Raw genomic sequence first — 19664 nt, 5'->3', positions numbered from 1 at the left:
ACTTACTCCAACAGCTCTTTTGCTTTGGCTTCAACTTTCTCTACGGCTTCTTCAGGTGTGATCGATAAACTAAAGAGTGCCTGAGTCGTATCTAAATGAACTTCAGCAAGTTCTGGGGGTAATGTTTGATCATAGTATGGTTGGAGATATTCTGACTTAGCCAGTAAGTCACTAATTCCCTTTACATAATCGTCTTCATACTTAACTCCTTTAACTGCTGCAATTGAACCATCTGTGTTAGCGAATTTTTCTGCCGTTTCTACACTTGTTAATTCTTTTACTAATTCCACTGCCAGTTCCTGATTAGGACTTTTTTCTGCCACTGAGAAGACAGGACTAACTCCTCCAACCAGATGCTTTCGAGTTCCTTCACCGCCTGATAAGGATGGGAACATGAAGAATCCCAATTTTTCTTCAAACTCAGGTAGTTCCTCTCTAATTGTTCCAATCGTCCAGGTTCCCATCACTTCCATAGCTGCTTTGTTCGTGTAAAGGAGTTGTCTGGATTGCCCAGTATCATAATTCATACCATTTACCCCTTCTGGGAATGCGTTCATTTTCACCAGTTCTTGGATTTTCTTGGCTGCCTCTAAATAGGCTTCATCATCAAAACCTCTACCTGATCTTTCAAATGCTTCATTGAATAAATCTGGGCCACCAATTCTTTCCGCAAGGTACATCATATAAAATGACCCCGGCCACTTCGATTGGTTCGCAAGAGCGAAAGGAATAACGTCATTTGCAGTTAACGTTTCAACAATACCTAACAATTCCTCGTACGTTTCCGGCTCTTCTAAATCATACTTTTCGAATATTTCTTTGTTATACCAAACAGGTACGAAAGCAATTGATAATGGAACACCATATATTTTTTCATCGTATATTGACGGGGCAAGTGCTGCTTCTAAATAATGGTCTGGGTCTACCTCCCCGGTGATCTCTTTAACTTGTCCAGCATCAACAAATTTCTTAAGCCAACCTCCACCCCATGAATGAAAAACGTCCGGAGGATTACCTCCCCCCATCGCTACAGCTAGCTTGGTTTTATAAGGATCATTTTCTTGTCGAACCAGGTTGACCTTTACATCAGGATGTTCCTCTTCAAATCTTTGAATCGCTTCATCTAACGCAACTTCAGCAACTGCAGTTTCAATATGCCAAACTGTGAGTTCTTTCTTGTCTCCGTTATTTTCAGTGGAGGAACTAGTAGGGTTTGCATTAGGAGCCCCACAACCAGTGATTAATACAAGCATAATAACCAGAACCAAGATCAAGTTTTTCTTCTTCAATTCAAAACCTCCTCCATTTTGTTACCGCTTACATTTTAACTTACTTAGTTCATTCGTTGGACAAACTAACTACTTATTATAGTAAGTTAAATAAATCTAAATTGCAATAATATTAGCAAAATAATCTGACGAATTTTGGGGGATCACCGGAATCACCGGGACAGTTCTGCTGATTCAATTACTTTCACAAGACAAAAAACCAGGTAAACTAACAAGATATCTTGGTTAGCTCACCTGGTTTTTGAGTCTTATTATCATGAGAAAATAGTAACCTACAATGACTTACTATCATTTATTTTTCTTTGTTATTTAAAGAAAGAATCATGAGAACCGTACGAGACCAGAGAAAAAGTAGTCACTTTCCAAAAATAAGCTTTTTAAGGGGGACTAAAATGTCTCGCCGTATAGCAAACGAGACTTAGAAGCGATTCTAGAGGCTCGTTTTTCTTTTATCATTTTTCTTTGTAAAAAAGTTGGACTTTTTCACCAGTCTCGAACCGTCCCCGCGATTCCTGTGAGTCATTCATCTTTGCGTTGACCTTCCAGAGGCTTAAAAAGACTTTGTGAGCCAAAGTCCTTTTTATAACAGCTAATGAGTTGTAGACACGAATAGTATTACTTCTCTTAGGATAAAACAATACAGAAAGATGAAACAATTATAGGAGGTGTTTTCCATAGGACTAATATGGAGTTTGATCATTGGTGGTATTATTGGTTGGCTTGCTGGCGTAATCACTGGTCGAGATGTTCCTGGTGGAATTATTGGAAATATTATTGCTGGATTTGTTGGTGCCTGGTTAGGTACGCTAATATTAGGTAGTTGGGGGCCGGATATTGGTGGGTTTAACGTTATCCCAGCTATTATAGGCTCAATCATCTTAGTGTTAATTGTGAGCTATATCATGGGAAAAAGTCGCAACAAAAGAGAAACCTAACCTTCAACAAAAGCATGATATTTGAATTTTATGTTAGAGGTAAGGGCAAAGAAGCGCAATTCTGCGAAAGGAATGCGCTTCTTTCTTTTTATTTAGGGAATCACCGGGACGGTTCTGCTGATTCACATTCTTACAAAACACAGAACTAATCAAAAGAATGGTTAGCACCCTGGTTATTCTTTGACTCTTATTTGTGGTAATCTGTCTTACTTTGAAGTGAATCGATTCCTATAAAGTCTGACTCCAGTCAATCGAAGCATCACCTTCTAGATACCTTTCACAATCCATCGCAGCCATACATCCTGTACCTGCAGCTGTAATCGCTTGACGGTAATGCTGATCCTGTACATCTCCACAAGCAAATATCCCTTGAACACTCGTTTTCGTTGTCCCAGGTTTAACATCAATATAGCCAGTTTCATTTGTCTGGACTTTTCCATGAAGAAAACTGGTGTTTGGACGGTGACCAATGGCTACAAAAATCCCATCAGTCTCAATCACTTCTTCCTTATCTGAATCGTTTTCCTTTACCTTTAACCCAGTAACTTTCTTTCCACCTGAAAGCACTTCAATCGGCGTTTTGTTTAATCCCCAGGTGATTTTCTCGTTATCTCGGGCTCGATCCTGCATTATTTTTGAAGCCCTAAGGTCATTTCTTCGATGAACAACCTGAACTTCACTTGCAAACTTTGTTAGGAAATTTGCTTCTTCCATGGCTGAGTCTCCACCACCAATGATGACGACTTTTTTCCCTCTAAAGAAAAAACCGTCACAGGTTGCACATGTACTTACCCCTTTGCCAATGTTCTCTTTCTCTCCTGCAATTCCAAGAAGTTTGGCTGATGCACCTGTCGAAATAATCACAGACTGAGATTTAATATCTAGTCCATCTGCTTTGATCAGAAAAGGACGATCAGACGTATCAATATCTGTGATCCATCCCCTCTTAAAAGTTGCTCCAAAACGTTCAGCTTGTTTTCTCATATTATCCATTAATTCAGGTCCCATAATCCCATCTGGAAACCCTGGGAAGTTTTCTACTTCTGTGGTTAACGTTAATTGACCACCTGGTTCAGGGCCTTCAATGACAATTGGATCCATATTTGCTCTCGCCAGATAAATGGCAGCTGTTAAACCTGCTGGACCGGTTCCTAAAATAACTGCTTTATGAATCATTTCCATTCCTCACTTTCAAACTCGCTCTAATCGAGTGGATTAGGTTACGTTTGCCACGGAATTATCGCCATTCGGTTGGCTGTTCTTTCGATTTGATTCATCCAAGGAATTTCTGACAGCGCTTTTGATTTTAGGATTGGATCACTTGTATTTGTCATATAGAAACTTTGATTCACAATCCACCAGGTTGGGTGTAAGTCAGCTCGTAATAGATCTTCCTGTAATCGTTTTGCTTCATAAAAAGGGGTGGCTTCTGGCAAGGTCACAATCAAAATTTGTGTCTCATTTGGATCGCGAAGCTTTGGTAGAAGATGCTTAACCGCATCTGGAACGTTTCCAGATGAACGTTGGATTTCATTATGATAGGCTTTTGCTGCATCCAGCAGTAGCAATGTGTGTCCAGTAGGTGCCGTATCAATCACTACAAATTCAGTCGAAGAACTCTCAACTATATCAGCAAATGCACGAAAAACGGCGATTTCTTCCGTACATGGTGATTCAAGATCTTCCTTTAGATAGGCTAACTCATCTTCACTGAGAGAATCACTTGCTTCAGATAGCACTTCCCTTTTGTACTCCTCTACCACTTTTTTGGGATCGAGGTTACTCACGACAAGTCGATCACTTTTTTCCTGGTTTTTCAGACTGAAATTAAGGTGATCTGCCGGATCTGTGGTGGTTAGATGAACTCGATGGCCACGGGCTACTAAACCTTGCGCAACAGTTGAGGCAACAGTTGTTTTTCCAACGCCACCCTTTCCCATCGTAAAAATAATACCTGTTTGTCGTGTAGAGAAGGTGTTAATTGCATCATCAAGTCCATTCGAAGTATTCCATTCAAAATGATTGAGCTCCTCTTTTAGAAGAAACGTGTCGCCTGTAAATAGGTTCTGCAAGTTCTCAACCCCCGTTAACGAATAAGGAACAAGTGGGAGGCTATAAGTAGGTATCTTTTTTAAGTAATCTGACAATCCTTGAATGGCGTTTTGCTGAAGATCATAAAAAGCAGTAGAGACATGGTCACTTTCAAGGTAATGATCATGAACGCCATTCATTAATAAAATCTGATTCGTGATACCCACCTGAGACAACTCAATCGATGCTCTTTCAGCCTCATATGTAGCTGTCTCATCAGGACGAGTTACAAGGCAAAGTGTCGTTAAAGTTTTATAAGACAGGGAAGAAACTGCTTCATCATATTGTTTCTTCTTATTATCAAGGGCGGACAATGGCCCTAAACAGGATGCACCGTTTTCATTTTGTGCAATAAAACCTGACCATGCTGCAGGAAGTTGGAGTAGTCTCAACGTATGACCGGTTGGTGCTGTATCAAAAATAATGTGATCAAATTGATTGAGCATCGTATTGTCAGACAAAAAGCTTGTAAAAGCATCAAATGCTGCTATTTCAACTGTACAGGCGCCAGACATTTGTTCTTCCATTGTCTCAAGGACAGATGATGGAAGGGTCTCACGGTACGGAGAAATGGCTTTTTCTCGATAGATACGCGCAGCTTCCTCGGGATCCAGATTCGCGATGGATAAGTTAGGAACCGTTTCAACATTGGTGAGGTCATTCGTTAATTCCATTTCAAAAACATCTTGAAGGTTTGATGCAGGATCCGTGCTTACAAGAAGGATATTCTTCCCCTTATCAGCTAGAGCAATGGCGGTGGCTGAAGCTGTTGAGGTCTTTCCAACACCGCCCTTACCAGTGAAAAATAAATAGGGAGTAAGAGGCAATTTTGATGGATGAAAAGTTTCAAACATAGAAAAACTCCTTAATCCATTGGATTCAGTGTAATAGTAAAGTTCTTCGTTTCTTTATCTTTTTCGAGCAGTTTCACATCTAAACCAGTCCACTCAGCCAGTTCATTTGCGTTAGGATATTCACCTATTTTCACAATTTCATTATCTGCCAATACGAGTGGTAGCACCTGTTCGCCTTTTGTTTGAAGCAGTTCTCGAACAACCGGATGTTGAACAAAAGCAGCTGTATCATTAGAAAGGTTGAAGCGTTGGATATCCATATCATGTTTCTTTAAAACAGACATGTAATGAGCTATTCGAGTTAACTCAGGATCAACTCCCGGACCACAAACACCCGTTGAGCAGCACATTGCAGGGTCATAAATCTCAATTTTCAACTTGAATTCCTCCTTCAGTAGTTAGAAAGAAAGCCGAGAGTCTTCTCGGCTTTCTTAGACTTTTATTTACCTTCAGCAGCAAAACGTTGGATACGTTCAGCAATCTCATCACGAACTCGTTGGAAAAACGCCCATTTTTCCTCATCTGTTCCTTCTGCTTTGGCAGGGTCGTCAAATCCCCAGTGGTCACGCTTCACATGTGGAGGTGTCATAGGACACTTGTCATTTGCATCACCGCAAAGGGTAACCACAAAATCGGCATTGTTTAATAACTCAGAATCTATGACATCAGAAGTTTGATTGGTAATATCAATTTCAACTTCTTGCATTGCTTTTACAGCATTTGGGTTTAAACCATGAGCCTCAATTCCAGCTGAATGCACCTCATATTTGTCACCAAGATATTTTTTACCAAAACCTTCAGCCATTTGGCTTCGGCAAGAGTTTCCAGTGCATAGGAAATAGATAATAGGTTTTTTAGACATAAGGTAAAACTCCTTTTTGTATTGGTTTTGTGTTGTTACGAAATAATGAGTAGCCAGATGTATAATCCTGTAAGTGTGATAAATAGTGTGGGAATGGTTAAAATGATACCTATTTTAAAGTAATACCCCCATGAGATCTTCACACCTTTTAACGATAGTACATGGAGCCATAACAGTGTAGCTAGGGAGCCAATCGGTGTAATTTTCGGACCAAGATCTGAACCAATAATATTGGCATAAATTAAGGCTTCTTTTATACTTCCCGTTGTAGTGGTCGCATCAATAGCCAGTGCGTCAATCATCACTGTTGGCATATTGTTCATAATGGATGAAAGAATCGCTGCAATAAAGCCCATTGAAATAGTGGCAATAAATAGCCCCTGATCTGCTGCTCCCTGAACCACATCAGCAAGAATGTCAGTTAAACCTACATTCCGCAGTCCATAAACAACTACATACATGCCGATTGAGAAGAAAACAATCGCCCATGGTGCGCCTTTAATAACTTTCTTTGTTTCTACAGCGCTACTCTTTCTTGCGATAAGCAGGAATGCAATAGCGACAACCCCCGCGATAATCGAAACAGGAACTTGTATAAATTCACTTAAAAAGTAGCCAACTAGAAGGATCCCAAGGACACCCCAGGAAAGCCGAAACATCTTATGATCTCGTATGGCTTCTTGTGGCACCCGTAACTGTTCGACATCGTATTTTCCAGGAAGATCCTTGCGGAAATACAAGTAGAGTACCAGGATACTTGCTCCTAAAGCGAATAAATTCGGAACAATCATCCTAGAAGCATATTCCACAAATCCGATATCAAAATAGTCAGCTGAAACAATGTTCACAAGGTTACTTACCACTAATGGTAGTGAAGTCGTGTCCGCAATAAACCCACTGGCCATGATAAATGGTAAGATCATTTTTTCTTTGAAATTAAGATTTCTGACCATTGCTAGAACAATTGGAGTGAGGATTAGCGCCGCACCGTCATTTGCAAACAATGCGGCTACCACTGCACCGAGCAATGTCACATAAACAAACATTCGTAAACCATTGCCTTTGGCCACTCTTGCCATATGAAGAGCTGCCCACTCAAAGAATCCAATTTCATCTAAAATAAGTGAAATGATGATAATGGCAATAAAGGCAAAAGTCGCATTCCAAACAATGCCTGTTACCGTAACGACATCCTGGAAATCAACTACTCCTACTATGAGAGCTAGTATGGCTCCACCACATGCAGACCAACCGATACCAAGATTCTTCGGCTGCCATATAACAAGAACTAATGTTGCAATAAATATAAGCGTTGCTAATAAAGTCAATCGAATACCTCCATCAATCGCAACTAATGCGCAATCCTTTTTTCTCTAGCTCTGTTAACTTATCCATTTGTTCCGGGATAAGATCAAGGACACTTTCGATAATTGGATAAACATCACTGGATTGATTTAGCGAGTAAAAAATCCACTGCCCTTTACGCTGTTCTTTCACAAGACCTGCATCACGTAGTTTTCGTAGATGCTGACTGATCGCTGGCTGGCTCATTTGCAATACTTCGACAAATTCACAAACACAACATTCATTGTCTTTTAGAAGTCCGATAATCGTTAATCGTGTTTTATCACCGAGTAGCTTAAGCGCTTGTGCTGCAGTTTCTACTTCAATCAGTGTTTTTTCCATATCATCACCTCCGCCCAAAACTATTATATAAGCATATACTTATATTAGCAAGTGTGGATTAATCAGATTTTTTTCTTCCCCACACAATGTCTCCTTAGTAAAAATAATTTGATGAAAGGGTTACTATAAATTTCTTTTTTATACCAATTCTCTATTGCTTGATTATTTAATTCTTCTATTTATCCACTAGCACTCTAACTTTATATTAAGCGTTCCCTACTTTATTACTTCTTCTTTCTACCAAGATCGTATCACGCCAAACCCCTTCCATCTTACCAATACGTTCTCGTCGCCCTACTTCCCGAAACCCACATTTTTTATGTAACATGAGACTCCTTATATTTTTCCGGAAAAATTCCAGCCTGTAACATCCAGTAACCATTTTTTCACTTACTTCAATTAGTTTCTGTAATAGTAAACTCCCAATTCCTTTTCCATTACTTTTTTGACGAACATAAACACTCACTTCGCCAACTCCTGAATACACACTTCTATTCGAAACCCGACTTAAAGCCGCCCATCCCATTACTTTATTATCTACACTTGCCTTTATTCGACACTCAATTGGATGATTATCATTCCATTCTTTCCAAGTAGGGGCGTGATTTTGGAATGTAGCATTTCGAGTAGCAATTCCTTCAAGGTAAATTGCTTTAACTTGATTCCAGTCTGCCTCCTCAATTTTATCAATATAGATACGACTTTTCATTGAAGCACCTCTCTTAATTTAATCAATTACAATCTTCCTGTTTAATTCCTTCCTATAAGGATGCCTACATAAGTCATAAGTAAGCCGAAAGCATAACTGCATCCTATAAATAAACCAAGAGTTTTCCACGTCTTATCGGTATGCAACTGAATGTTTTCTAATTTAAAAGTAGAAAAAGTCGGGAATCACCGGGACGGTTCTGCTGATTCTCTTGCTTACACAAAACAAAAAAACAGGTGTGCTAATAAATATAATGTTAGCACCCTGGTTTTTCTTTGACTCATATTTGTGGAAATCTGTTTATACTTTGAAGTGAATCATGAGAACCGTCCCCGTGATTCTTACGTCTACCGTTGGAAGATGGTTTTCATTAATTTTTCCATGAGTGTATTTAATAAACCACTTCTTTACATCAATCGTTTCTTCTTCCACGTTAAGAACTCCAGAATGGATGTGCCCTACCATCCTGGTGATATTGAAATGAAAGATTCCGTTTGGATAGATTTCATCTCCTAGATCACTAGGGAGCGGGACGTAGTTTTTGTTCATCTGGATCTTTCTATGCTTCATTCTAACTCTCCTGTCAGGTGGTTGATCGTTTTTATTCTATCACTTCCTTCATAACATGAGGAATCATTCTTAGAAGCGGATTCAATCAAACGTTTGTTTAACATGCCAGTTGTTTGCAATTATGAGTGCACGATAATACCCGCTCCCTTTATTCCTATAGCCCATGGTTTTTGATACTTAACCACAAAAAGCCTACAATGACAAAGGTGGATCAATAATATTGCAATGCTGGGTCTAGTCGTGGATTTATTCAAGCTGTTATTGCAGTATAGAATCATGAGAACCGTCCCCGTGATTCTCGTGATTCACCTAAACTAATATTCACTTGAATTTTCAGATAAATAATGTTTACAATGAAAGTGAACATACTAACTGGTCAGTTTATCCATGAGGTTGCGCAACTCATACATTATTTAAGGGGGGAGCTAAAATGTCATGGCAAAAAGAAGTTGATGAATTACGAAGAAGAGAAGAAATGACGAAAGCTTTAGGGGGTGAAGAACGAATTGCAAAGCACCACTCACAAGGAAAATATACAGTCAGGGAACGTATTGATCGTTTATTAGATGAAGGAAGTTTTCATGAATTAGGGACTTTAGCCGGTAAAGCTACATACCAAGAAGGACGACTAACTGATTTCAGGCCTGGTAACTTCTTGTTTGGATCAGGTAGAATAAACGGCCAAAAAGTTGTTGTAGGTGCAGACGATTTCACTGTACGGGGTGGTGCAGCTGATGGAGCCATACTTGGAAAACAGGAGTATTCAGAAAGAATGGCACACGACTTACAACTTCCACTCATTCGGCTTGTGGATGGCACAGGCGGTGGAGGAAGTGTAAAAATGCTTGATGATACCGGTTACCCTTATGTTCCTGTAAACCCTGCCTGGAATTATGTTGTTAAAAATATGGGTACTATCCCGGTAGTCGCTGCTTGTCTCGGTTCTGTAGCGGGGTTAGGTGCAGCAAGAGTAGCTGCCTCACATTTCTCAATAATGGTTGAAGAAACATCTCAATTGTTTGTAGCTGGCCCACCAATTGTAAAGCCTGGGCTTGGTGAAGATGTTACTAAAGAAGAACTTGGAGGTGTACAAGTTCATAAGTCAAGTGGTGCAATTGATAACATCGCTTCCTCTGAGGACGATGCATTCAAACAGATTAAAAAATTCCTTAATTACCTCCCGCCAAATGTATGGAAATTACCTCCTGTTACTGAAGCGATCGATGATGCAAATCGAAAAGAAGATTCATTGTTATCTGTGATCCCTAGAAATCGAAAAAAACCTTATAAGATAAGAGAAATTCTCCCTATGATTTTTGATCATCACTCAATTTTTGAAATTGGCCGCTTCTTTGGAGGTGGAACATTAACAGGACTTGCTAGATTAAAAGGTCACCCTGTGGGCTTTCTAGCCTCAGACCCATTTATTGGAGGTGGTGCTTTAACAGCAGAGAGTTGTGAAAAAATTGAACGCTTCGTTGATCTGTGTCAAACCTTTCATCTTCCCATCGTTAATCTAGTAGATCAACCTGGGATGTCGATTGGCCTTCACTCAGAAAAGAAAGGTACAATACGCAAGGGCGTTCGAACAATTTCAGCCATTTATCAAACTAATGTCCCAATGATTGAAATTATTCTTAGAAGAGTCTTTGGGGTAGGCGGTGCAGGGATGACAAATGGACATGGTCTAAACAAGCGATATGCCTGGCCGTCAGGTGACTGGGGCTCTTTGCCGATAGAAGGTGGGATACAAGTTGCGTTCCGTCGTGAGCTTTCTGAGAGCGATAATCCAAAAGACTTAATGGATACCTTACTAGAGAAAATGGAAAGTATACGTTCTCCTTTTCTCACAGCTGAAGCATTTGGAATAGAAGAGATAATTGATCCACGTGACACACGTCCCCTGTTATGTGAATGGGTAGAAGATGCTTATGAGTTATTACCACAACAGATCGGATACTCTTTTCACTCAATGAGGCCATAGTGATTCACCATTTCAATAATATTGTTTGGGGTGAGGTTATGATTGGAACAACAGATCACTTCTCGAAAAATCTTAATACTGATCAAGAAATAGTGACAAGGCAACTCGAACGCTGGGCAGACGAGATTGGTAACAACATTTATTTTTACTATGGGGAGAACGACAAAAGCTACTCATATAAAAAATTCAATGAAATGACTAACTCGATTGCACACTATTTAATTTCCTCTGGAATTAAAAAGGGCGATAGAATATGGGTTTTCTAAAAAATCCTCTTGTAACAACTCTTGCTATGTTTGGTATTTGGAAGGCCGGTGCCATATATTGCCCAATAAACTTTAACTATACAGGAAGACTTTTGACCTATCAGCTTAATGATACTGAACCAGCACTCTTAATTACAGAAAGAAGAATGCTACCTATTATCAATGAAATTAATCAATATGTAACCATTCCTTCACTCATTGTCCACTCCCCACATGAGCAAGACTACGATTACAATAGCGAGTTTAGTAAGTATTTATTTGAATACCCTGCAAAAGAAGTACCTTTCGATGACCTACTTCATGGTAATACAGAAAATGTTATGATCTCTGTTCATTACTCTGACACCGCCAATATCATTTATACTTCTGGAACCACCGTTCCTGCAAAAGGCGTTGTACAGTCCTATCGCTGGATGAATGCCTACACACATTCCTTTAGACTCTTTAATAACCAGGAAGATATTGTTTATAATGACCTCCCACTCTATCATGTTGGCGGTGCATTTGCTTTTGTAGCACGAGCATCCTTCGTAGGTTGTAAGGTCGCCGTCTGGGATAAATTTAGTCCAATTAACTTTTGGAAGCGCATACATTTATCCGGAGCTTCTAATGCTATCTTATTAGATGTCATGATTCCCTGGTTAATGAAGGCAGTTGAAAAGGCGGATGACCACAAAAACCCTTTAAACAAAGTTTACATGCAACCTCTCCCACATTATCATCATGAAGTTGCAAAGCGATTTGGATTTGATTTTGTTTTTGCAGGATATGGCCAAACCGAATCTGGCAATGGTTTTGTATCAATAATTGAAGAATTGGGAGAAGGTAAAGGAACACCTAATAGCATGTTCAAAGGGTATACGCACAATCAAATAAAAGAAATAGCAAAGGACGTAAACATAATACTACGAGAAGGTTCAACAAAGCTTAAGAAAGGACATATGAGCGCCCCTTCACCTTTTATGGAAGCATGTATTCTGAATGAGAATGATGAAGAGTCGCTCCGGGAGAAATTGGGGAACTCGCTTTTAAAGCTAAATATCCATCTCTTATCCTGAAAGAATATTTCAATAAACCTGATGCCACTAACAAAGCATTTCAAAATGAGTGGTTCCATACCGGAGATGCTGCCTATAAAAATGAAGAGATTGATTACTATTTTGTTGACCGGCTTGGTGATGTGATAAGACACCGTGGTGAAAATGTATCCTCCTATCAGGTAGAAGATGCAATTAACAGTCATAGGTCTGTCCAAGTATCAGCCGTTTTCCCAATTCCAGCGCAAGAAGGTGATGAGGATGATATCGCGGCCTATATTGTGTTAAAACCAAATGAAGATGAAACAACTGACTCTATTATCCAATTCCTTAAAGGGGAACTACCCTTGTTTATGCTACCAAATCATGTTCGTTTTATAGAAGACCTACCACGAACACCCACGAATAAAACTGAAAAGTTTAAGTTGAAAAAATTACTTTCTGAGGAGCTGGCTTGTGATTCGTAGCATGTCGAATGGTTCTTTTTACTCCCCAAAACGTGTTCACTATGTTGAAATTGATGAAAAACAAAATTGACTTTAATGCCCATTATTCAACCTATCTTGATGTAGCCATTCTCTACTGAACAGTCTTATTTTAAACAAAGGAGGATATTTGATTGTTATCCCTACTTTATCAAAAATGGGAAGCTTATGCTTCCCTTACTCAGAGTAAAGCGGAGTCTATTGTAAAGGAGATATTAGAACAAGAAGAAACTGCATACAAAAGGACTAAGAAACACTAACTCTAGTTTAGCGTTTACAATAGAATGATTATCCGTTATTAGCGGGGAATTTGGTACCGTTGTTATTAGGGATTTTATCACCGTTACTAACACGGTTCGAGACTGGTGAAAAAGCCCAACATTTTTAAGCTAAAAAGAATCACCGGGACGGTTCTGCTGCTTCACTTGCTTAGACAAAACAAAAAAACCAGATGTGCTAATAAATATAATGTTAGCCTCCTGATTTTCTTTGACTCTTATTTGTGGAAATCTGTTAAAACTTATTTGTTGAAAACTGTTAACTCTAGTGGTTCTTACGCTCTTTTGGGGAAAGGTTCTAATCAATACTTTCGGGGTATAGTAGACTAAAACCCTCAAAGGTGGTGTGATAGATGTGTTCCTTCTTTGAAGAACAGATCTTTCGATTTGATGAAGAAGTTCGAATTCTTCATCAAACTCAAACAGCCGATGAATTGTTTTTTATTGTTGAAGATTTGTCGACCTCTTCACACTGCCCTTCTTGTGATTCTTTATCAAACCGACCTCACAGTAGATACTCTCGTCATGTTCGAGATCTCCCCGTTTCCCAATACCGTGTTCACATCCAGATTTTTCTTCATAAATGGTTCTGTGATCAACCAGATTGTCATAAGAAAGTTTTTACCCAAAGACTATCCTGGCTGCAGCCTTATAAAAGATATACGGAAAGGTTAGAAGGTGTCATGCGAAAGATCGCTTTTTCTAATAACTGCTTAACTGCCGAAAAGGTTTGCCGTGTTCTTCATATTCCTGTTAGTCACGACACCTTGCTTCGGCTTGTGAAAAAAGGTGTGAGTGATGTAACCCCATCTCCCTTTCGTGGGCATAGATGATTTTGCATTCAAAAAGAGAATGACATATGGAACGATATTCGTTGACTTGAAAACGAAAAAACCAGTTGACCTTTTAAATAGTCGGAAACATATAGATGTGACAAAATGGCTTAAAAAGCACTCGGAAACAGAGCTCATTAGTCGTGATGGAGCAAAGGGTTATGCCAAAGCAGTTCATAATGCTTCAGAACAGATATTGCAGGTTGCAGATCGATGGCATATTCTTAGTCAATTGTTTGAGGCCGTTAAGAAAACCATCTATCGTGTTATTCCATCAAGATGGTCACCTGACAATCAGAAGATCCCGATCGAAGAAGACCGATCAGTGTTTCCCAATCACCGGAAAACGGATGCCTCTCGAGTGAATAACGAGCAAAAACGGTGGAACCGCATCAAAGAAGTCCAGAAATTGCATCAACAAAAGTATACTGTGACGTCTATTGCAAACAAATTAAGCATCTCAAGAGGAACAGTTTATCAGGATCTAAAAATAAAGAAAAAACCCGTACATACGCGCCGTTCTCGTTTTGAATCTATACGTCCGATCATTCGCTCCTTACTGGTAGATAAGCAAACCGCCAATCAGATTGAAAACGTATGTCGAAGTAATGGATTTGACGGTGCAAGGTCTACATTGAATGCTCTCATAGCTCAAGAAAGACAACAGTTAAATCATAAAGGAAACCAAGAAGTCCTGTCACTTAGGCAAAAGATATTGAAGATTATATGGGATTTTAAATCAAAAGACCATTTGAATAGATTCGAAAAGTTACATCCTGACCTAACTAATACGTTCCCTTATATTCTGATACTCGATCAACTTGTAAATTCGTTTCGGACGTTGATGCGCAAGAAAAAGGCAGATCAATTAAGCAACTGGATGGAGAGGTATCGTCAAGTTGAGTTCGATCATATTCAATCTTTTATTAATGGAATGGAACAAGATATTTCAGCCATCAGATTGGGTATAAAAGAAACCTGGAGCAATGGTGTAACTGAAGGCCATGTCAATCGATTGAAGACAATCAAACGAATGATGTACGGTCGCGCTGGATTTGAAGTTTTAAGAAACCGTGTTCTCTATCAATTGTAGATATTTTAGAAAAACATCTCCTACATTCTATATAGTAAGTTCAATTAATTCACCAAAAGAGCGTAAGAACCACTCTAGTTTAGCGTTTACAACAGGACTTCTCGCTTTCCTCACCCTGATGCGCCTACAAAAGAAAGACCCATTAACTTGCACTGTGTAGTGCGAGTCTATTATATAGGAAGTTAGTCTTTACGATGGCAAAGATGGAACAAAAATATGTCAACACTGGGTATAATCAATGGCAATATTCACCGAACCTTCCCCGCGAATCACTAGGATCACTATTAATAAAAGATATATTCACGAGTTAACTCAAAGTGTAAACTATATAATTTTTTCACTTCACAGTCATTTAAGTAATAACATGGGCAATTTTATTTCTGATATCGTTTAGGTTCAAAAGGCTTTTAATGTATTTGTCTTGGAGTTGTATTTCCAAAAATTCAAAACACAATATATAGGAGATTAATTCATGAAAATAAAGACTCTTAAATTCTTTTCTTGTTAAATTATTTTTGTTAACCTTAAAAGCAATAATTTCCCAATTCACCCCATACTGTTTCACCATATTACTTTCTACAAAAATCTCAGTAGATTTTCAATCTCAAATAAATATCCATAACACTCTTTCATTACTTTTATATCCATTTCTAAATGCATTCCTTAGATTAATTCAGCTAACTGAATTAGATTAATAATGGCCTCATTTAACCGTCTGAACTATATTCTTGTATAAACATGGAAACCAGACACCATTTACAGTTAGCTAACAAAACGGAGGGAAAAAGACTAGTTTTTCACTGGTCGATTACTTCATCTTATAATAATTCACATACCAATCAGCAAACTGCTGCAAACCTTCTTCAATTGAAGTTTCAGGCTTAAATCCTACTGCTTTCTGCAATGCATCTGTAGAAGCATAAGTAGCAGGAACATCTCCTGGCTTAATAGGTTCAAAATCCTTCTTAAACTCAACTTCTTTACCAGTTGCCTTACTCAAACACTTCTCCAAGGTTTCAATAAATACCATCAACTTCTCTGGACTGTTATTGCCGATGTTATAAACCTTGTGTGGCACATTTTCGGTTGGAAAATTGTTAAGTAGTCTCTCAATACCGATAACAATATCATCGATAAACGTAAAATCACGATAGAGATCATTCTCAAAATCGCCATTGTTAAACACTTTAATTGGTTCACCAGCAAAGTATTTATTCGCAAAGCCAAAGTAAGCCATATCCGGACGTCCCATTGGACCATAAACAGTGAAGAAACGAAGTCCAGTCGCAGGAATATTGTACAAGTGGCTGTACGTATGAGCCATTAACTCATTTGACTTCTTCGTAGATGCATATAGTGAAACCGGGTTATCCACGAAATCAGTTTCTTCAAACGGAACTTTTTTATTTGCACCATAAACGGAACTAGAAGATGCATAAACTAGATGATCAACAGGATGATTTCTACATGCTTCAAGAATATTATAAAAACCGATAACGTTGCTTTGAATATAGACATCTGGATTCTCAATCGAATAACGTACACCAGCTTGAGCAGCTAGATTTACAACGATATTTGGCTTGTACTCTTCAAAAATAGTAGTAATTTCATTTTTGTCAGAGATATCCCCCTCAACAAAGGTAAAATGTTCAGAAGGTTTCAGTTCCTCAAGACGTGTATACTTTAGATTCACATCGTAGTAGTCGTTGATGTTATCGATACCGATTACTTTGCACCCTTGTTCTAATAGTTTCTTAGATAGATAGAATCCAATAAAACCAGCTGCTCCAGTAACAAGATATGTTTTATTAGTATCTAGAGGCTTGTAACTCATTGTTTCTCGACTCCTTTTCACTTTCTCTATACACTGGCATTCTTCCGATGGAATGGTATTCAACTCCAGCTTCTTTCATCTCATCAACTTTATAGAGATTTCTACCATCGTATACGAGAGGAGTTCTCATTAAACTTTTATATGATTCAGGGGTCATCGCTTTAATTTCTCCCCATTCAGTAAAGACAAAGCAAACATTTGCATCTTCTAATGCAGCCTCTACACTATCAACATAGGTTATGCTACCTTTTCTGTTAGAACCTTCTGGGTACAACTTAGCAAAATTATCTGCACCAACAGGATCGAATGCATAGATATCTGCGCCTTGATCTAATAATAAAGGTACGTTCTCAAGTGAAGCCGCTTCTCTTAAGTCATCTGTTCCTGGTTTAAAGGTTAATCCTAGTACAGCTACCTTAAGACCGTTAAATGTAATCAATCGGTTACTAGCTTTTTTGTATAGCAATGTCTTCTGATCTGTATTCACATCGATAGCAGACTTCACGGTTCTTAGCTCGTAGCCGTTTTGTCTTGCTAGATATTCAAGAGCTTTAGTATCCTTAGGGAAACATGAACCACCAAATCCGATACCTGCGTTTAAGAACTTGCTACCAATCCGCTCATCGTAGCTCATGCCTTTTGCTACATCTTGAACATCTGCCCCAACTAATTCACAAAGATTTGCAATATCATTCATATAGGAGATTTTAAGAGCTAGAAAATCATTTGAAGCGTATTTAACCATCTCTGCAGATCTTCTATTAACAGAAACAATTGGTAAGTTAAAAGGTTTATAAATATTAGTTAAAAGTTCCTCAGCCCATTTACTTTCAGTACCAATAATAATTCTTTCTGCGTAAAGCGTATCGTGCACTGCAGAACCTTGCGCCAGGAACTCTGGGTTTGACGCCACTTCTACTTTCACATCGTTGACTAGAAAATCATTTATAAATTGTTCAACCTTATCATTTGTTCCAACTGGGACAGTAGACTTTACAACAACAAGACAGTCTTTTTCAATAGTCTCAGCAATCTGCCGCGCAACAGTAGCTATATAAGATAAATTTGCGGAACCATCCGGTTGTTCTGGTGTACCTACACCTACAAATATCACGTCCGCATCCTTATAGGCAGTCATATAATCTGTTGTATAATCAATTCTTCTATCTGCATAGTTCTTTTGCATTAACTCTTCTAAATTAGCCTCATAGATTGGAGAAACGCCTGACTTCATTATATTTACTTTATCTTCATCGATATCGACACAAACTACTTTATGTCCTACTTCGGCAAAACACACCCCCGCTACTAAGCCAACATAGCCTGTTCCTGCTACTGCAATCCTATACATTATACCTCCCCTTTCACAGTGTTATTTTTAATAGAATTATCTTCTGAATCATAAATTCAATAAGTAAAATATTTAAATATTAATTTTCATCATCAAACCTCAAAGACTTAATTTAATTACTGTACTCTATAAGTTAGTAATATTAATAAGTATCTACTATACCTAAGAATAATAATACACTTCTAATTACAAAATATATAACGAAAATAACCAGGATTGCTTTTAGAAGTGGTAACAAATAGCGTTTGATCTTAATATTGCTAACCTTAAATATAGCACAAAAATAAACAATTTGAATTATAATAAAGGTCATACTTAAACCTAATAAACTAAAATAAATATCATTGAATATTTTTGCACCTAGCCAAACACCACTTGAAATCCCCAAAATTTGAAAAAAACCGGAAACTAATAGATATTTTTGTTTATCTATTACAATAGCTACTCCATTCACTGACATGGATAAAAACAAGAAAAATCCATATAATGTCATTACTCTCAAAATATTACCAGATACTATATAATCTTCCCCAAAGAGCAAAGCAGTAACTAAATCACCCAAGCTTAACATCATGACAATTGGTATAAAAGAAATTTTCATCGCTTTCTCTAAACTTAGGAGGGTGAATTCTCCAACTTGTTCACCTTTTCTATTTAATTCTGAGACCCTTTGAAAAAATACTTTTCCGAGTGAATTAGCCAATAGCGTTATTGGCATACCTAACACTCTCATTGACACAGAATAGTATCCTAATATTTTAGATCCAAAAAATATGCTTATTAATAATATAGGCAATTGTCCTTTTATCTGCAAAAAAATATTGGAAGGCATTTGATAAGTTAAAAAATTTTTATGTTTTTTAAAGGATTGAAGATAATGTCTCGTGTCAAAACAAAAAAAACCTTTAGGTAAGAATCGTTTCATATGGACTATTGTAAAAATTTGTCCTACCATAATACTTATATAGTAACCATATTCTAAAAAACCTATTAAACCTAATATTAATCCTAATACGGAAGCAATTGTATTATTAATTATCGGGTTTTTCATTAGAACGTCATACTGTTTCCTTCTATTTAACCATGTATAGCATAATTGTATTTGTTGTGATGTGAATATAAGAATTGTTATAGTAACGGCAACGAAAATATTATTTATATCAACTGTACCAAAAAACACTTCTGAAAAGGTATATACACAAACCCCTACTATGGAGCTAATTATTAAACTAACTGTAGAAACAACTTTATAAGTCTTTCCTGCTGATTCTTCACTCTCCTCTATCATGATCGCATTAGTCAATCCTAAATCGGAAAAGGATTTAACAATAATTGCTGTAGCATTAAATAACGCAAAGTATCCAATAACCTCAACACCATAAAGTCTAGTAAAGATAGGTAATGATATAATTGAAATCAACTGGCCCAATATAGTTCCAAATGAAATTTTACCTACATTCTTCATACTACTAGATATAGATATTTTTTTAAAATTCATATTACATCC

Annotated in this window: 19 protein-coding genes; 7 read left to right on the top strand and 12 right to left on the bottom strand. The window is 37.9% G+C overall.

All coding sequences use genetic code 11. The features are described 5' to 3' along the window. Nucleotides 1–2: 2 nt before the first annotated feature. A complete protein-coding gene (locus ABFG93_RS13435; protein ID WP_347548530.1) occupies nucleotides 3–1289 on the bottom strand; it encodes an extracellular solute-binding protein in 1287 nt (428 codons plus the stop codon). Nucleotides 1290–1963: 674 nt separating this feature from the next. On the opposite strand from ABFG93_RS13435, the gene ABFG93_RS13430 reads away from it, so the two are divergent. Further along, complete coding sequence (locus ABFG93_RS13430) at nucleotides 1964–2224, top strand: GlsB/YeaQ/YmgE family stress response membrane protein (RefSeq protein ID WP_347552842.1); 261 nt, start codon at nucleotides 1964–1966, stop codon at nucleotides 2222–2224. Nucleotides 2225–2452: 228 nt separating this feature from the next. Here the strand turns inward: ABFG93_RS13430 and trxB are convergent, their stop codons facing one another. The 8 genes from trxB to ABFG93_RS13390 form a co-directional block, all read right to left on the bottom strand. Continuing rightward, the gene (gene trxB / locus ABFG93_RS13425; RefSeq protein WP_431522004.1) at nucleotides 2453–3400 is read right to left on the bottom strand and encodes a thioredoxin-disulfide reductase; all 948 of its coding nucleotides are present in this window, start codon (nucleotides 3398–3400) and stop codon (nucleotides 2453–2455) included. Nucleotides 3401–3444: 44 nt separating this feature from the next. Then, nucleotides 3445–5169, bottom strand: a complete 1725-nt coding sequence (gene arsA / locus ABFG93_RS13420; protein WP_347548529.1) for an arsenical pump-driving ATPase — start codon at nucleotides 5167–5169, stop codon at nucleotides 3445–3447. Between the two features lie 11 nt (nucleotides 5170–5180). Next, nucleotides 5181–5546, bottom strand: a complete 366-nt coding sequence (gene arsD / locus ABFG93_RS13415; RefSeq protein WP_347548528.1) for an arsenite efflux transporter metallochaperone ArsD — start codon at nucleotides 5544–5546, stop codon at nucleotides 5181–5183. A gap of 62 nt (nucleotides 5547–5608) precedes the next feature. Continuing rightward, entirely contained in the window at nucleotides 5609–6031 is a 423-nt protein-coding gene (gene arsC / locus ABFG93_RS13410) for an arsenate reductase (thioredoxin) (RefSeq protein WP_347548527.1), read from the bottom strand. Nucleotides 6032–6066: 35 nt separating this feature from the next. Beyond that, on the bottom strand, nucleotides 6067–7365 hold the full coding sequence (locus tag ABFG93_RS13405; protein WP_347552840.1) for an arsenic transporter: 1299 nt from the start codon (nucleotides 7363–7365) through the stop codon (nucleotides 6067–6069). Between the two features lie 7 nt (nucleotides 7366–7372). Beyond that, nucleotides 7373–7717: an ArsR/SmtB family transcription factor gene (locus tag ABFG93_RS13400; RefSeq protein ID WP_347548526.1), complete on the bottom strand. Its 345-nt coding sequence runs from the start codon at nucleotides 7715–7717 to the stop codon at nucleotides 7373–7375. A gap of 205 nt (nucleotides 7718–7922) precedes the next feature. Beyond that, nucleotides 7923–8426: a GNAT family N-acetyltransferase gene (locus ABFG93_RS13395; protein ID WP_347548525.1), complete on the bottom strand. Its 504-nt coding sequence runs from the start codon at nucleotides 8424–8426 to the stop codon at nucleotides 7923–7925. 300 nt (nucleotides 8427–8726) lie between these two features. Continuing rightward, nucleotides 8727–8996 carry a hypothetical protein gene (locus tag ABFG93_RS13390; protein WP_347548524.1) on the bottom strand — a complete coding sequence of 90 codons (270 nt, stop codon included), beginning with the start codon at nucleotides 8994–8996 and terminating at the stop codon, nucleotides 8727–8729. Between the two features lie 430 nt (nucleotides 8997–9426). On the opposite strand from ABFG93_RS13390, the gene ABFG93_RS13385 reads away from it, so the two are divergent. The 6 genes from ABFG93_RS13385 to ABFG93_RS13360 all read left to right on the top strand — a co-directional run bounded on the left by ABFG93_RS13385 (nucleotide 9427) and on the right by ABFG93_RS13360 (nucleotide 14972). Next, nucleotides 9427–10980 carry an acyl-CoA carboxylase subunit beta gene (locus ABFG93_RS13385; protein WP_347548523.1) on the top strand — a complete coding sequence of 518 codons (1554 nt, stop codon included), beginning with the start codon at nucleotides 9427–9429 and terminating at the stop codon, nucleotides 10978–10980. 38 nt (nucleotides 10981–11018) lie between these two features. Beyond that, the gene (locus tag ABFG93_RS13380) at nucleotides 11019–11246 is read left to right on the top strand and encodes a hypothetical protein (RefSeq protein ID WP_347548522.1); all 228 of its coding nucleotides are present in this window, start codon (nucleotides 11019–11021) and stop codon (nucleotides 11244–11246) included. Continuing rightward, complete coding sequence (locus tag ABFG93_RS13375) at nucleotides 11234–12304, top strand: AMP-binding protein (RefSeq protein WP_347548521.1); 1071 nt, start codon at nucleotides 11234–11236, stop codon at nucleotides 12302–12304. Before ABFG93_RS13380 ends, ABFG93_RS13375 begins: the two co-directional genes overlap by 13 nt. A 122-nt stretch (nucleotides 12305–12426) precedes the next feature. After that, a complete protein-coding gene (locus ABFG93_RS13370) occupies nucleotides 12427–12750 on the top strand; it encodes an AMP-binding enzyme (protein ID WP_347548520.1) in 324 nt (107 codons plus the stop codon). A gap of 649 nt (nucleotides 12751–13399) precedes the next feature. Beyond that, nucleotides 13400–13879, top strand: coding sequence for a transposase family protein (locus ABFG93_RS13365; protein WP_347548519.1), 480 nt, complete (start codon nucleotides 13400–13402; stop codon nucleotides 13877–13879). Between the two features lie 19 nt (nucleotides 13880–13898). After that, nucleotides 13899–14972 (top strand): transposase, encoded by a 1074-nt coding sequence (locus ABFG93_RS13360; protein WP_347548518.1) that lies wholly within the window; start codon nucleotides 13899–13901, stop codon nucleotides 14970–14972. Between the two features lie 808 nt (nucleotides 14973–15780). Here the strand turns inward: ABFG93_RS13360 and ABFG93_RS13355 are convergent. From ABFG93_RS13355 to ABFG93_RS13345, 3 genes are all read right to left on the bottom strand, one after another. After that, a complete protein-coding gene (locus ABFG93_RS13355) occupies nucleotides 15781–16806 on the bottom strand; it encodes an SDR family NAD(P)-dependent oxidoreductase (RefSeq protein ID WP_347548517.1) in 1026 nt (341 codons plus the stop codon). Next, nucleotides 16781–18157 carry a UDP-glucose dehydrogenase family protein gene (locus ABFG93_RS13350; protein ID WP_347548516.1) on the bottom strand — a complete coding sequence of 459 codons (1377 nt, stop codon included), beginning with the start codon at nucleotides 18155–18157 and terminating at the stop codon, nucleotides 16781–16783. Before ABFG93_RS13350 ends, ABFG93_RS13355 begins: the two co-directional genes overlap by 26 nt. Before the next feature lie 142 nt (nucleotides 18158–18299). Further along, nucleotides 18300–19655 carry an oligosaccharide flippase family protein gene (locus ABFG93_RS13345; RefSeq protein ID WP_347548515.1) on the bottom strand — a complete coding sequence of 452 codons (1356 nt, stop codon included), beginning with the start codon at nucleotides 19653–19655 and terminating at the stop codon, nucleotides 18300–18302. Nucleotides 19656–19664: the final 9 nt, after the last annotated feature.

The sequence above is a fragment of the Pseudalkalibacillus hwajinpoensis genome, assembly GCF_039851965.1.
GTDB classification, from domain to species: domain Bacteria; phylum Bacillota; class Bacilli; order Bacillales; family Guptibacillaceae; genus Guptibacillus; species Guptibacillus hwajinpoensis_E.
The sequence above is the reverse complement of the archived record's forward strand: the minus strand, read 5'-3'. Positions and strand labels throughout refer to the sequence as shown.